Here is a 15,280-nt window from a genome sequence, read left to right as displayed (position 1 = left end):
TTACAGAAAGACCAATAAAAAAGCCGCTTAAAGCGGCTTTTTTATTGGTCAGAATTTTATGTTTACATGGCCGTTGGCCTTCTGATCAGTCCCAGAATAATGGCGATTATGGCAATAACTAACAACACGTGTATCAGCCCTGCTGCCGAGTAGACAAATACGCCAAGCGCCCATCCGATAACGAGGATAACCGCAACGATATACAATAGTGAATTCATGGTAGATGATTTTAAAGTTTATAATATGTTTTTCATATATATAAGCCTGTGAATAAGCAAAATGTTTTAAAAAATTCATTATAAATAAAAAGTAACTTCTGTTTTAAAAGAGCGGTTTACATAAAAAAATACAGGGTATAAATATCTGTTGCTTTTCTCTACACACTGCGGAATAAGTCCACAATTTTATTGATCTCATTTTTTAAAAACCCCTTGATTTTATATATAAAAAGCTGTTTTTTCTTTTTTTGGCACAGTTATGCAGATGGATATCACAATTAATCTAAAAATAAAATAACTATGAAAAAATTAGTAACAGTGCTGATGTTATCAGCCTTCACCTTCGGAACTTTTGTAGCGTCAGCTAATACAGGATTGCAACAGGATACTACTAAAAAGAAAAAAGAAACAACTAAAAAAGACACTACAAAAAAACCGGATCGTCGTTAATTGAAAGTTAAAAGAAAGTATTTCCCCAAATCAACTATACTAATCTCAATTAATTCGCTTTCTTTTTAATTTAACTAAAAACAAAGATGTCGCTTCATTTTATATATGGGGCGACTCTTTGTATTTTTGTATGGGGTATAATCCAAATACATGGCGAAAATATTGCTCGTTGAAGACGATCTGACCTTCTCACAAATGCTGCAAAACTTTTTGCAGAAAAACGGGCATGAAATTACCGCTGCTTCAAATGTTAAAACTGGTCTTAAGTTTTTAGAACAAAGCACGTTTGATCTCTTGTTACTCGACTATCGCTTACCGGATGGTACGGGGTTGGATGTATTAACTTATAACAGAGAAAAAGGCACGCTCGTCCCTGCCATTATGATGACCAGCTTCAATGATGTGCGAACTGCGGTAAAAGCTGTGCGGTTAGGAGCCTTTGATTACATTACAAAGCCTGTTAATCCGGACGAGCTATTGATGATCATGGGTACCGCCCTTAATAATAAAACGCCCGATCCTGTGGCACAAACAGGCACTCCGGAATTTATTAAAGGCAGTAGTCCGAATTCAGACAAACTTCATGAACATATTGGCCTGATTGCCCCTACAGATATGTCAGTACTCATACAGGGGGAAAGCGGAACCGGTAAAGAATATGTAGCCCGGATGATACACAGTCAAAGTAAAAGGTCTCTCAAATCATTTGTTGCCATTGATTGCGGCGCATTATCAAAAGAATTGGCAGCAAGTGAACTATTTGGCCACGTTAAGGGTGCGTTCACGGGTGCAATTGCCGATAAAAAAGGCGTATTTGAATATGCCGAAGGTGGTACTTTATTTTTGGATGAAGTGGGTAATCTTAGTTATGATGTACAGGTAAAGTTATTGCGTGCTCTGCAAGAAAAAGTGATACAACCCGTAGGTAGCAACAAGCAGATACCTGTCAATGTCCGGATTATTACTGCAACTAACGATGATCTCATCAATGGCGTGAGCAACGATGGTTTTCGCCAGGATCTCTATCACCGCATCAACGAATTTAAGATACAATTATCGCCGTTAAGGCAAAGAGACAGCGATATCGATATTTTTATAAAGCATTTTGTTCAGCTGGCAAACACCGAATTGGGCCGTAAAGTAATCCGTATTTCTTCTGAAGCCAATGACATACTGCACCGATATGATTGGCCGGGTAATTTGCGGGAGCTTAAGAATGTGATTAAACGAATGGTGCTGTTAACGCACTGTGATGTGGCTGAGGCTGATACCTTGCCAGATGAAATGTTGTTCTCCATAAATAATGGCCTTACTACAATCAAAGAAACCGATCTGAAGGCGCAGAACGAAGTGAACGAGAAAAAACTGATACAAAAAACCCTGCAAGACGTAAACTACAATAAATCAAAAGCGGCGAAATTGCTTAACATCGACCGGAAAACATTGTACAGCAAAATGGAACGCTATGGCCTTGACCAGTAGCAAGTGCAGACTAAGCAGTTGTTTCTTTATTACTATAATTACTTGTTGCTATAGCCAGATCGTTTAATTGGTTAGCGAGCCATAAAATGTGTTTTATTCTTTCCTGCGTAAGTTCCATGTCTTTCCCCAATTCGATCTCGGCAAGCCTGAACCGTTCTGCAAGTTCACGCCCGCCGGCCTGTGCTGTACGGCCTGCAATCCTGTGAATTAGTAGTAATACACCCTCCGCATTATGTTCATTGATCTTTGCATATAATTCATCAATATCGTTTAAACTGTCTCCAGAAAAACGCATCAGTATACTGGCTACAAGAGCCGGATCGCCAAAAGTCATTTTTTCTATTGCCTTGATATCCAATACTGGTTTTTCAGTAACAGATGGCGAAACACATCCATGTTTTTTTACGAGGGCAATCAAATCATTTTCCTTAAACGGCTTGGTCAGTATCCCGTTAAAACCTCCTTTTAGAACATGTTGGTGCTCTTCGGGCATAACTTGCGCGGTCAGTGCATACACCTGGGTTTGTACAGGCATCTTCTTACGTAATAAACGGCAAAGTTCTATACCGCCCATTTCGGGCATTCTGATATCGATAAGCAAACATTTTACATCGTTGTCCCATACTGTATTTAAAATTTCAAATGGTGAGTTAAAGCAACGGTATTCAATTTTATTCTGCTCAAACAAACGGGCACAAAGGTCTAATATGAAAGGATCGTCATCCACTACCCAAACCTTAAATAGGCTTGATTCTTCAATCATAATATTTTGTTCGCCAATTATGTCAACAGGCTTTTCGGTTATAGTAAATGGAAGTTCAAAAGTAAAACAGCTACCCTTGCCTAACTCACTCTTTACTGAAATACTGCCGCCCTGGTTTTCAATGATCTGTTTGGAAATAGCCAGACCAAGTCCTGTCCCTTTTTTAGCCTGGTTTTCATCACCCGCTTGCTCAAACTCGTTAAATATTCTGCCAATATCATTTTCAGAAAGACCAACGCCGGTGTCTGTTATTGCAAATTCAAAAAATATTTGTCCGGCTTTTTCTTTGCCACTCACGTTCAGTTCTACTTCACCGACATGGGTAAATTTGATAGCATTACCCAATAAATTATACAACGCCTGTTTTAACCGGAAAGGATCACCCATTAAAAAAGCCGAAATGGATTTATCGTAGTTTGTCTTTAAAATAATTTTCTTCCTGGCTGCCTGCAAACGCATTACCGATATCACCTCATCAAGCAAACTTTGCATATTGAAAACCTCATTAGCAAACGTAAACTTCCCTGAGATGATCCGGTTATAATCAAGCACCTCATTCACGATCTGCAATAAGTGGTTAGACGAATTATAAATCGCCTCCAAATCTTCTTTCCGGGGATATGGTTGGTGTTTAACTATTTCCGCATAGCCGATAATAGATTGCAACGGCGTTCTGATCTCGTGGCTCATATTCGACAGGAAACGTTGTTTTGCAAGGCTGTGGTATTCCGCTTCGTCTTTAGCATCCTCAATTTCTTTCCTGTATTTATTAGTACGCGAAATATCTCTTAAAATAAAATAAACCAGCACAACGGTCAACGTAAAAAACAGCATCATGATCAAGCTGATCCGTTCAATACTGCTTCTTACAACTTGTTTGGCCATCATATTATTGGCGCTTGTTTGGGCTATCGCTTCATCCTCAACCTTTTTCAGAATAATCAAAATTTGGCCCACAACCCTGGCGCTTGCCTTGTTTAGCATGGCTTCGCGGCGTATAAACAGCTCACTTTTTGTTTCCTGAGCTTTTTGGATATATTGAATGGTTTGCCCTACCCCTTTTAGCAAGCTATCACGCATGGCAATAGCAATTGTGTCTTTTTTTACCTTTAACTCCGAATCAACTACCTGGTAAGGCATGTTTACTTTGGCCTCATTATTTTCAAGTTTCTTCTTGCCAAACAGTTTGCTAAAAAAGCCACGGTGCTGCTCCTTTTCAGATTCAGAAACCTGGGCAGGAGGGAAAAAAGTAGTCGTGGATGTTTTCTTTTCGGTTGTAGTAACCAGGCTATCGGTTTGACTGGCGCTTTTATTAACCATATCACTCAATAGATTCACCTGGGATGAAAACGATTTATTGTTGACGAGACCTAATCTGACATTTAAATAGCCTATATAAAGTCTATCGCGGTCCTGCAACAGCCTTTTTAAAGTATTGAGCCGTTTAATCTGGTTGGGCCTGCCTGCATAAAGCTTTTTTAAGGTATCTATTTTCAGGCTCAGCTTTTTCGTTTCTATAAAAAAGCCATAATATTTAGACGGTTTTTTTAAAAGTAGTGCCTTCTGCATCTGGTCAAGACGGGTTACCCGGTGAGAAATCTCATTAACCAGCCTCAGCTTATTATTCGGAGCAGAAATATTGTCGAAAGAATTAAGAACAGCTTTGAATGCATCCTTACTGGTTTGCCAGGCCATAAATAGCGCAAAGCATGCAAGTATTGATGCAATTAATATTTTCCCTTTAATAGAACGAATAAAACTGATTTTTCCCATTTTATCCAAGTCAAAGCATTAAGTATTTCCTTAATAGTCGCTCCGTCAAAAACCTATCAAGCCTCACATGGGGTATTTAATAAACTTCATTTGTTATCTAAAAGTATAATATTGATCGTTTTGTTTAAATAAAGAATTATTAGTTTCTGGTTAATTAATCAATTATCATAGGCTCAGCCATTTTTTCCTTACCACCAGTTGTTGTGGGGTAGGGTTTGCTAAGCTATCTATCTTATATTTTACCTGGGTCTTTTTAAGCAAAGTAACCGGTAAGTTTAGTGGCAAACCATCCCTTACTACAGAAACAGTTATCCGGTCGCCTGGTTTTTTACCATTCAAAACGGTAGCCATATCGGTTACTTTATTATTATCTACGGCAGTTATTTCATCATTCACGTTGATGCCATCTATCCATGCTGCTGTACCGCGCAGTACATTGGATACTGTTATCTTCCCGTCTTTAGTAGTGGTTATAACACCCAGATTAGGATCATTGTTTCCCGCAAATTCATCGTTTAAATGATAGCCCGCATAACCAAGGTATTTATCGTAATCGATATCATCTAATCCATAGATGTATTTTTTATAAAACTCATCCAGGTTTTCGCCACTGAATTTTTCAAGCCCCTGCTTAAATTCCAGGTCGGTGTAACCACGTTTTTGGGTTTTGTAATAGGTGTCATACATGTATTTCATCACATCATCCAGCGAGTATTTCCCTTTGGTATCATTGATAATCTCCAGGTCGAACATCAAGGCCATAATAGAGCCCTTATTGTAATAGGAAATATTGGTGTTTACAGAGTTCTCATTAGGGCGATAATATTTTACCCAGGCATCATAGCTGGCCTCCGCTAATGTTTGTACTTTGTTACCGGGCTGATTGGCTACATAATTGATATCGGCAGCCAAAACTCCCAGGTAATTATCAGGAGGATAAAGATTAGTACGGCGAACAATAATGTCCTGGTAATAAGCTGTAAAACCTTCTGCTATCCACAGATCGGTTGTGTAGTTTTCATTATCATAGTCAAACGGCCCTAAAGCGATTGGCCGCAGGCGCTTTACGTTCCACAAGTGAAAATGCTCATGTGCAACCAAACTCAAAAAGCCCTGGTAACCTTTATCTGTGTTATAACTATCGCGAGCCGCACCAAGTACAGTCGAACTCAAATGCTCAAGCCCGCCACCCCCTTTTGAGGTATTGTGTACAATAAATACATAGTGTTTATTAGGGTTTTCGCCGTAGATAGCGACCTCATGCTCAACAATCTTAGGTATATCCTTGCTCAGGCGCTCTTTATCATAGTTACCGCCTCCGCACATAGCCACCTCGTATTTTACACCACCAACATCAAATCCAAATACATCCTGGTTACCCACTTCTATTGGCGAATCAAACAAAATATCATAATCCGGCGAATACACTGTAAAAGGATCGCCATTAACCATTTCTAAACTGGTAGAAACTTTTGCCCAGCCTTTATAAGGGATAATATGAATTGTTGAAGGATGATGAAGCATATCCGCGGGGTACATAAATATACCCGAATTTGACAGGAACGCATGATTAACATCAATATAACTAGTCCTCACAGAGAGTTCAAAAGCATAAACCCTGTATTTTATCTTTATTGCTGATACATTGATAGTTTGTATCTGCCAGATATTTTTACGCGTTTTTTTATAGTCGAGCGGTTTACCACTAGCTTCAGCGCTAAAAGACTCAACGTTTTTAGAAAACTCCCTTACCAGGTATGAACCCGGTGTCCATACAGGCATTTTAAGATCCAGGACATTTTGTTTTAATCCGGATATATTCATTTCAATATCCGCGTAATGTGCCTGTGCCTCGGGGAATGTTACTGTATAAGAAATCTGGGTATTTCCGGCTGCTTCGCTGTTAGTAGTGTTCATACCGAGCAATATTAAAGAAAAAAGTGCTGCTAAATGTGATAATTTCATAAGGGCAATTTATAAAAAAAGTACACATCGCATTGTAACTATCTTGTTGAAGCAAGTCAGTATCATATAGATATATATAAAATAAAAAATCAAACCCGTTCTTTTTTATTCTTATAAAAGCTATTTTTGGTGTGAATGTCAAATTATAAAACTTGTTTGCTGATAGACGATAATTACATAGATAATTTTGTCACACGCAGAATCTTAGAAGGCGGCAACTTTGCCGAAAAAGTAATTGTCAGCCAATCAGCTGCAGAGGCTATAGATTCTTTGCGTTCCGGATCGGTCAAACCTGATGTCATATTTTTAGATATCCGTATGCCTGTAATGGGCGGGTTTGAGTTTTTGCAGGAATATGATAAACTGGAAATTGATGGAAAAAAAGCGATAAAAATATTCATGCTGTCTTCTTCTCTTGACCCTACTGATATAAAAAAATCGAGCAATAATAAGTACATCACCCAATTTATACATAAGCCGATCACCCAAAAAATACTTGACGATATTTGTACATGATCCTGGTTGCAGATAGCGGTTCATCCAAAACAGACTGGTTGCTTGCTGTACCCGAGCAGGAGCCATTACAATTTAAAACAGGCGGCCTTAATCCATATTTCCTGACAGAAAAGGAAATGGTAAAAATACTGCAGGACCAGGGGGCCGACCTGGTAGCACATACTGCAGAGATCACAGAAATATATTTCTTTGGTGCAGGTTGCTCCAGTCCCGACAGGCACGAGATCGTTTCAAATGCCCTTAGTCAGTTATTCCCTAAAGCATATATCAGCATTGATAGTGATCTTTTAGGCAGCGCTTATGCTACCTGCGGCCATGAAAAAGGCCTTTGTTGCGTATTAGGCACAGGGTCAAACATATCTTTTTTTGATGGCGAAGAGGTACATTCGAGTAAACATGGATTGGGGTATGTATTAGGTGATGAAGGTTCGGGCACCTGGTTTGGGAAGGCGCTGATCACCGACTTTTTATATGGCAATATGCCTGCTGATATACATGCCTTGTTTAACGAAAAGTATGCATTAAATAAGGAGACTGTAATCAACAATGTTTACCGGCAGCCCCGGGCAAATTCATACCTGGCATCTTTTGCCAAATTTTTGAATTCAATAAGGCAGACGGAATACGTACAAAATTTATTAAAAAAAGGTTTTCAGGAGTTTATTAATAGCGATATTAAATCCTATCCCCAGCAATGCCACCGTTACAAATGCCATTTTGTAGGCTCAATAGCTTACGTTTTTGCAGATGAATTGAAAGCCGTATGCGAAGAAAATGAGGTGCACGTAGGTAAAATAATCCGCCAGCCGATCTATGACCTGATGCAGTTTATTGTAAGCAGGGATGCCTAAGTTTTAAGTCCGAAGTCTTAAGTCAGGAGTCTGAGATATTCGACTTAAGACTTAGAACTAACGACTTTAGACTTTCTGCCACGATACCTCACTTTTGCAATTAGGATCCAAAATATACCTGCAATGGCTAATAAACTACCTGTTTTTGGCAGATAATCACCATGCAGTACATAAAAGGTAAGATCAGAGTTCAGGTTGATATCCTGCTTGATGGCGGTGCGTGTCCACCATTGGGTTTGTTTCACTATATCACCACGCTGGTTAATAAAGGCTGAGATACCGGTATTTGCCGAACGGCATACCCAGCGTCGTGTCTCGATAGCACGGAGCTTGGCGTAATCCAGGTGCTGGTCTTTCCCCGATGTATTTTCCCACCAGCCATCATTGGTGATGATAGCTATAAATTGCGCACCCTTATGTACCGCATCAGCTATCCATTCGCCATAAATAGATTCATAGCAAATTGCAGGCGCAACGCCTATTCCGCTTTGCGAATAAAATACGCCCGGTTCATCCTGACCAGCATAATCGCCGGTTGCACCGCCTAAGTGTTCAAACACGGGTTTTAAGAAGGATAGGGCATCACCAAATGGCATCGATTCCACACCTGGTACCAATTTTGATTTATGATAGAATTGCACCTCGGCAGAGTTTTCAATATTAACAGCCGCATTAAAAACATCATAATACTCATTGCCTTGCGGATCAAACGATTTTGCTGTACTCGTTTTCCTGGAGTTGTAGAATTTAACGTCTTCTGAACCGGTTAGCACGTTACCATTCTTGTATTTATTCAGAAACTGCTGTATCTGCAAAAAATATGGGCTGCTGCGCACCAGGTCTTCGTTCAGGTCATGGGGATCAGAAATAGCTGTCTCAGGCCATATAAAAAATTCAGTGTTCTTCTGGGCCAATGAATCTGACAGATGGGTTAATATGTCGATCTGGTGAGACGTAGGTATGCCACCTTCTTTCTCATAAGGATCAATATTGGGCTGTGCTACTACGATGTCGGATGGATTTTCCTGCTCTTTGTAAGTGTGATAACGATACAGAGAAAAAGCAATTGGCAATGCCACTATTAAGCCTACAGCCAGTATCAGACCAACTCTTTCTTTGGGTGCTTTCGGCTTACTTAATCCAACATAAATTAAAAATGCCAGGATGTTTATTATCCACACCCATATGGTGCCTCCATAAACCCCGGTATATTCATACCATTGTATCCATTTGTGGCTTACGGCAAATCCGTTACCCAACGTCATCCAGGGGAAATTAAGTGCCCAGGTTTGATGCAAATATTCATAACCTAGCCAGAAGCAAACTAAGCCAGCCAGCGCTTGTCCGCATCCGGTAACTAATCTTAGACGATAATATAGCCAGCAAGCAGTGGACATGAGCAATGGCCCCAGCGAATATGGAATTAAAGAAATAGGCACAGCTACAACTGCCCCTATGGTTTTTATGGAATTATAAACCCAGTAAACAGATAAGGTGTTCCAGATAAAAAATCCCAAAAAAGTAATGCCAAATATTTTCTTCCCCTTTTTTGGCAAAGCCGACTGTATGATATTTTCTATCGCCAGCAGCATCGGCACAAAGCCGACAAACAGTAAAAAAGTGCTATAAGGTGTTGGCGGCCACGCAATCCATAATAATAGGCCTGAAAGGATGGATAAGAAAATGTTTTTTTTCATTTAATAGATATCATTTTTCACCATGTCATTGCGAGGAACGAAGCAATCGCGAACCTTTCATATTCGATCTGCATAGTGGAGATTGCTTCGTCGTTCCTCCTCGCAATGACACGGTTTTACGGTTTTTTTGTATTAGTTTTTTCCTGCCACACATATCACAAATTCCCCCTTCACCGGGTGGGTTTCAAAATAAAGTTTTACTTCAGCAACCGTTCCCCGCACGGTTTCTTCGAACATTTTGGTCAGCTCGCGCGAAACGGAAACCTGCCTTTCACTGCCGAAATAAGTAGCCATTTCGTCCAATGTTTTTAAAAAGCGATGCGGCGATTCATATAGTATAATTGTACGTTCTTCTTCGGCCAATTGTTTATAGCGGGTATGTCGTCCTTTTTTTAATGGCAAAAAACCCTCAAAACAAAAGCGGTCAGTAGGGAAGCCTGAATTAACCAGTGCCGGAACAAAAGCTGTAGCGCCCGGCAGACATTCTACCTCAATATCATGTTTCAATGCCTCGCGTACCAGGTAAAAGCCAGGATCGGATATCGCAGGTGTACCAGCATCTGATATGAGCGCGATGTTCTTACCTTCTTTTAAAAACCTCACGATCTCACCTGATGACTGATGCTCATTATGCTGATGATGAGCGAACACTTTTTTCTCGATACCAAAATGCTTAAGCAAAGGTGCCGATGTACGTGTATCCTCGGCAAGCACCAGATCAGCCTCTTTTAAAACGCGTATCGCCCTGAAGGTCATATCTTCCAGGTTGCCGATGGGGGTTGGTACTAAGTAGAGTTTACCGGTTTGGTTCATAGTTTAATTTTGTCCATGGTCCATGGACGATAGACCATAGTTTCTAAATCATAGTTTAAAAGAGCCGTTGCCAAGTTCAAATTACTATGGACTATGGTCTATTGACTATCGACTTATTTATATCTTTGCTCAAAAAATACAATAATGCTGCAAGTTAGTTATATCCGCGATAACAGGGAAAAGGTTTTAGAACGTTTGGCTGTAAAAAATTTTAAACAGCCCGAATTGGTTGATAAGGTAATTCAATTAGATAATGACCGCCGTCAAACCCAAAACCGTTTGGACAATGTATCGGCCGAAGCTAATGCTGCTGCAAAACAGGTGGGCGAATTCATGCGTGCCGGTAAAAAGGACGAAGCAGAGGTTATAAAAGCAAAAACCGGCGCCTGGAAAGAAGAAATAAAATCTTTGGGCGAAGCATTAACTGCGATTGAGAGTGATCTGCAGCAAAAACTGGTATTGCTGCCTAATTTGCCGCACTCATCTGTGCCGAAAGGATTAACACCAGAGGAAAACGAAGTGGTGCTTGAAAATGGTGCTAAACCGAACCTGCCCGCCGATGCTTTACCTCATTGGGAACTTGCTGCTAAATATAACCTGATCGATTTTGAATTGGGCGTGAAAATAACCGGTGCGGGTTTCCCAGTTTATAAAAACAAAGGAGCCAAGCTGCAAAGAGCACTGATCAATTATTTTATTGATGAGGCCGAGAAGGCAGGATACAGCGAAGTAAGTGTTCCACTAATGGTTAATGAGGCTTCCGGCTACGGAACATCTCAATTACCGGATAAAGAAGGACAAATGTATTTTGTTGGCCTTGATAATTTATACCTGATACCAACTGCAGAGGTGCCTATTACCAATATGTACCGCGATGTGATATTGAAGGAAAGTGATTTGCCGATGAAAAATTGCGGGCACACGCCGTGTTTCCGTCGCGAGGCTGGCTCTTATGGCGCTCATGTACGCGGGCTGAACCGTTTGCACCAGTTTGATAAGGTAGAGATCGTGCAAGTGGCACATCCCGACGAATCTTATGTAATATTGGAGCAGATGAGTGCCCATGTACAAGGTCTATTGCAAAAACTGGGTTTGCCTTATCGGGTATTACGTCTTTGTGGTGGCGATATGGGTTTTGGATCAGCTTTAACTTATGATATGGAAACCTGGAGCGCTGCGCAACAACGCTGGCTCGAAGTTTCTTCTGTATCAAATTTTGAAACCTTCCAGAGCAATCGTTTAAAATTACGTTTCCGCAATGCCGAAGGTAAAACTCAACTGGCGCATACATTAAATGGCAGCGCGTTGGCTTTACCGCGCATTGTAGCAACGCTGTTAGAAAATAATCAGACTGAAAAAGGAATTAAAATACCCGAAGTGCTGGTGCCTTATACCAGGTTTGAGTGGATTGACTGATGAGGAATGGGATAGGGTTATTTCCCCTCCTCGTCTTCCTTACCACTTATCAGTATATCTGTAACGGCCGGATCAAGTATCGATTTAACGTGGCTGATAGAAGCTTTCGTAGGATTGTTCAATTCGTCTTTATAAATTACATGGTTAGCGCCCAAAATCTTTAAAAAGCTGTCTATTCTTCTGTCGGCACTGCTTTTAAAGCAGCAAATTTTGATCTTGTTATAATAGGAATTGGTGCGGATACGGCGCAATAATTTTTCCATATCCTTGTCCAGGTAATCATAATCAAATACGATAATATGAGGTGCGAATTCATAAATCGCAGGAAAAACACGATCCACCGAAGTGATGAGTTTAATCTGCTTATGCTTGGCCAAGAGCTGTACTGAAAATATGTTGGGGGCTACCAACAGTACTCTTTCGGTCCTTAAATGTAACATGCTCAATTTATTTATGGATATTTAAAAGTTAATATCTATACATTGTATTGTCAAGCACTTGTTTATCAGCAGGTAATAATTGGTTTACAACCGCCCAAAGCAAAATAGCCTTCTCCGGTTATTGTGTACGAACAAAATTTAAAAAAGTTACGGTAGTATCTCAAAAACAGCCTGTACCTGGAAATTTAATTTTATAGGCTTAAAATCGATGTCAGATTCAGGAGGAGCAGCATTTAGGCCTACAGACATTGTTTTGTACATCATTGGTCTTGGTGTTGGGAAACTGCTGTTATCAGATTCAGTAATGCTTATAGGTCTCCCAACTTTCTCGTTTATGCTGCTCAACATATAAGTAGCCTTTTCTTTGGCGGATAGTAAAGCCTGTATTTTTAATTCCCTCTTCAGATCGGCCATTTTTGAGTAATCATAACTGTCAATATTAGTAGATTGTATGCCCTTAGGATCTATTTTGCTCAATATCTGGTTAAATTTATCCAGGTCATGAAACCTGATGCTGTATTGCTTGCTTGCCAAAAAATCGGGGTTCTTCTTTTTTTGCCAGGTATTATTCAGCCTGATACATTGCTTATAGTGAAATCCTCTTTAGGTATCCCGGCATCCTTTACTGCACTTTCCAGCTGATTCTCTAACTGATCGATGGTGATTTTCTTTTTCCCATCAAGATACTCTTGTAACGATATTGATACATTGATGATATCTGGTGTCACTTCTTTTTCGGCGAGCCCGGTTACTTCAATTTTCCGGCGCAGGTCAACATTCTGAGCAAAAGCACTGCAAGTAAATAGAATAAGTGCTGCAAGGGTAAATAGCTTTTTCATAATACGGTGTTATTTTGTTTCTATAACTCTAGACGAAGTTAAAGGTTAAATCGCAACACTTTGTTTTAAAAATGATAAGCGGCTTACCATTTTGCTTTTAGCTTTAACCTCATTACATTCGTAATCAACTCAATAATTAATGAAGAATACTTACTATTATCCGCTTTTATTTTTAGGCGCTGCATTGCTTAGTGCATGTTCCCGGCAGGAAAAACCTGCTAAACCCATTACAGCTGAAGAAATTAAGAGCCATATTGCTGTGTTGGCTAATGATTCACTGCTGGGCCGTAAACCGTTTACAGCAGGAGAGCCTAAAACGATCAATTATATTTCGCAGCAATTTAAAAAACTGGGACTTGAGCCGGGGAACAACGGCAGTTATTTCCAGGAAGTACCTATGGTTGAGATCACCGGCAGCCCGGTAGCAACTATGGAGATCAGCGGTGGTAAATCGCCAATCATATTAAATAACCTTACTGATTTTGTAGCATCTACACGTCAGGAGTTAGATGAGGTCGAACTGAAAAATTCACCTTTGGTATTTGTGGGTTATGGCATTATAGCACCGGAATATCATCATAACGATTATGCGGGATTGGATGTTAAAGGCAAAACTGTGATCGTACTGGTGAATGATCCGGGTTTTAAAGGCGATACCATGACCTATTATGGACGCTGGACCTACAAATACGATGAGGCCGCACGACAAGGTGCTGCAGGTGTGATTATTGTGCACCAAACAAAAGAAGCGAGTTATCCATGGAGTGTAGTTGCCAGCAGTTTTCCGGGAGCGAAACTCTATCTGCAGCAAAAAGACAAACACCTTGGCCGTTGTAAAGTTGAAGGCTGGATAACTGAGGATGCTGCTAAAAAACTGTTTTCTTCGATCGGTATTACTGATGATCTGCGAGCTCTTGCCCGTAAAAAAGATTTTAAAGCTATACCGCTTAATTTAAATGCCAGTTTGACTATACACAATAAGCTAAAGTATTCTACCTCACATAATGTTATTGCAACTTTAAAGGGGAGCACCAATCCCGGTGAGTACATCATTTATACCGCACATTGGGACCATCTGGGCGTAGGCAAGCCTGATGCCAAGGGCGACAGCATTTATAATGGAGCCGTAGATAATGCGGATGGTGTAGCCGCACTGATCAGCATGGCTAAGGCTTTTTCTGAAGCAAAGGAGAAGCCTCAGCGTTCTATTATATTCCTGGCGGTTACTGCTGAAGAGCAAGGTTTGTTAGGTTCTGAATATTATGCTACGCATCCGATTTATCCGCTAAATAAAACTATTGCCGATCTGAACATGGATGCCCTGGGTAGTTATGGCGAAACCAAAGATTTTGCCATAACAGGCAAAGGTCAGAATGAATTGGATGAGTATGTGACCAAATATGCAAATGCCGAAGGCGATATAGTAGTAGGCGACCGTAACCCAATTGCAGGCAGCTATTATCGTTCGGACCATTTTAATTTTGCCAAGATTGGCGTGCCCGCACTGGATATGAACAATGGCGATAATAGTTTAGCACATGGAGAGGCTTGGGGTAAAAAACAGCAGGAGGATTATACGGCGCATCATTATCACCAGGCATCTGATAATTATAGCCCTGAAATGGATGCAAGCGGTATGGCACAAGTGGCAAACCTGCTTTTCAATGTAGGTTATCAACTAAGTAATGAAACAACTTATCCCAGTTGGAAAGATGGATCGGAGTTTAAAGCTATAAGGGAAAAATCTTTAGGGAAGTAATCTTGTCCTATAGACATACCAAAACACAAAAAGACAACTGTACACCTAGTACTGGTTGTCTTTTTTGTGATAAGGACTAGGTACTACAAATCTCAGCAATTAACCTCTTGCCCGCAACCCGTGTTTTCACGGTATTTTCAGATTTTTAAAACAATGTAAAAATGTGTTTCCAGCGCGTATGGGCACTTTTGTGTTTTTGATATTAACCAATGATTAATATTTTTCTTTCCTTAGTCGTCGTAAGCGTGTTTACTTTACACTATTTCAAGACAGGACGTAAAATCTATAAAATAAAAGA

At 40.2% G+C, this 15,280-nt stretch carries 14 protein-coding genes; 6 read left to right on the top strand and 8 right to left on the bottom strand.

Annotated features, from left to right (window positions below):
- Positions 1-62: 62 nt before the first annotated feature.
- Positions 63-218 carry a lmo0937 family membrane protein gene (locus tag ACPPVU_RS02825; RefSeq protein ID WP_426670179.1) on the bottom strand — a complete coding sequence of 52 codons (156 nt, stop codon included), beginning with the start codon at positions 216-218 and terminating at the stop codon, positions 63-65.
- Between the two features lie 300 nt (positions 219-518).
- Here ACPPVU_RS02825 and ACPPVU_RS02820 point away from each other — a divergent pair, with 300 nt between their 5' ends.
- On the top strand, positions 519-668 hold the full coding sequence (locus ACPPVU_RS02820; RefSeq protein WP_426670178.1) for a hypothetical protein: 150 nt from the start codon (positions 519-521) through the stop codon (positions 666-668).
- 150 nt (positions 669-818) lie between these two features.
- Positions 819-2,150, top strand: a complete 1,332-nt coding sequence (locus tag ACPPVU_RS02815) for a sigma-54-dependent transcriptional regulator (protein WP_426670177.1) — start codon at positions 819-821, stop codon at positions 2,148-2,150.
- Positions 2,151-2,160: 10 nt separating this feature from the next.
- Here the strand turns inward: ACPPVU_RS02815 and ACPPVU_RS02810 are convergent, their stop codons facing one another.
- The gene (locus ACPPVU_RS02810) at positions 2,161-4,686 is read right to left on the bottom strand and encodes an ATP-binding protein (RefSeq protein ID WP_426670176.1); all 2,526 of its coding nucleotides are present in this window, start codon (positions 4,684-4,686) and stop codon (positions 2,161-2,163) included.
- Between the two features lie 165 nt (positions 4,687-4,851).
- The gene (locus ACPPVU_RS02805) at positions 4,852-6,603 is read right to left on the bottom strand and encodes a M61 family metallopeptidase (RefSeq protein WP_426670175.1); all 1,752 of its coding nucleotides are present in this window, start codon (positions 6,601-6,603) and stop codon (positions 4,852-4,854) included.
- A gap of 183 nt (positions 6,604-6,786) precedes the next feature.
- Here ACPPVU_RS02805 and ACPPVU_RS02800 point away from each other — a divergent pair, with 183 nt between their 5' ends.
- Both ACPPVU_RS02800 and ACPPVU_RS02795 read left to right on the top strand, forming a co-directional pair.
- Positions 6,787-7,167 carry a response regulator gene (locus tag ACPPVU_RS02800; RefSeq protein ID WP_426670174.1) on the top strand — a complete coding sequence of 127 codons (381 nt, stop codon included), beginning with the start codon at positions 6,787-6,789 and terminating at the stop codon, positions 7,165-7,167.
- A complete protein-coding gene (locus ACPPVU_RS02795; protein WP_426670173.1) occupies positions 7,164-8,018 on the top strand; it encodes an N-acetylglucosamine kinase in 855 nt (284 codons plus the stop codon). The genes ACPPVU_RS02800 and ACPPVU_RS02795 overlap by 4 nt, the downstream gene beginning before the upstream one ends.
- 44 nt (positions 8,019-8,062) lie before the next feature.
- On the opposite strand, the gene lnt is transcribed toward ACPPVU_RS02795, so the two are convergent.
- Together lnt and rsmI are read right to left on the bottom strand one after the other, a co-directional pair.
- Positions 8,063-9,715: an apolipoprotein N-acyltransferase gene (gene lnt, locus ACPPVU_RS02790; RefSeq protein ID WP_426670172.1), complete on the bottom strand. Its 1,653-nt coding sequence runs from the start codon at positions 9,713-9,715 to the stop codon at positions 8,063-8,065.
- Positions 9,716-9,847: 132 nt separating this feature from the next.
- On the bottom strand, positions 9,848-10,528 hold the full coding sequence (gene rsmI / locus ACPPVU_RS02785; RefSeq protein ID WP_426670171.1) for a 16S rRNA (cytidine(1402)-2'-O)-methyltransferase: 681 nt from the start codon (positions 10,526-10,528) through the stop codon (positions 9,848-9,850).
- Between the two features lie 144 nt (positions 10,529-10,672).
- Here rsmI and serS point away from each other — a divergent pair, with 144 nt between their 5' ends.
- Positions 10,673-11,944, top strand: coding sequence for a serine--tRNA ligase (gene serS / locus ACPPVU_RS02780; RefSeq protein WP_426670170.1), 1,272 nt, complete (start codon positions 10,673-10,675; stop codon positions 11,942-11,944).
- Between the two features lie 17 nt (positions 11,945-11,961).
- Here serS and ACPPVU_RS02775 read toward each other — a convergent pair whose 3' ends face one another.
- The 3 genes from ACPPVU_RS02775 to ACPPVU_RS02765 form a co-directional block, all read right to left on the bottom strand.
- Positions 11,962-12,384 (bottom strand): hypothetical protein, encoded by a 423-nt coding sequence (locus tag ACPPVU_RS02775; protein WP_426670169.1) that lies wholly within the window; start codon positions 12,382-12,384, stop codon positions 11,962-11,964.
- Between the two features lie 147 nt (positions 12,385-12,531).
- Positions 12,532-12,918 carry an SIMPL domain-containing protein gene (locus ACPPVU_RS02770; RefSeq protein WP_426670168.1) on the bottom strand — a complete coding sequence of 129 codons (387 nt, stop codon included), beginning with the start codon at positions 12,916-12,918 and terminating at the stop codon, positions 12,532-12,534.
- 35 nt (positions 12,919-12,953) lie between these two features.
- The gene (locus ACPPVU_RS02765; RefSeq protein ID WP_426670167.1) at positions 12,954-13,223 is read right to left on the bottom strand and encodes an SIMPL domain-containing protein; all 270 of its coding nucleotides are present in this window, start codon (positions 13,221-13,223) and stop codon (positions 12,954-12,956) included.
- A 139-nt stretch (positions 13,224-13,362) separates the two neighbouring features.
- Between ACPPVU_RS02765 and ACPPVU_RS02760 the strand changes: the two genes are divergently transcribed.
- Positions 13,363-14,982: a M28 family metallopeptidase gene (locus ACPPVU_RS02760; protein ID WP_426670166.1), complete on the top strand. Its 1,620-nt coding sequence runs from the start codon at positions 13,363-13,365 to the stop codon at positions 14,980-14,982.
- Positions 14,983-15,280 lie beyond the last annotated feature (298 nt).

It is taken from the genome of Mucilaginibacter sp. McL0603, from assembly GCF_049992945.1.
Classification (GTDB): domain Bacteria; phylum Bacteroidota; class Bacteroidia; order Sphingobacteriales; family Sphingobacteriaceae; genus Mucilaginibacter.
This window is presented reverse-complemented; position numbering and strand designations above follow the sequence as displayed.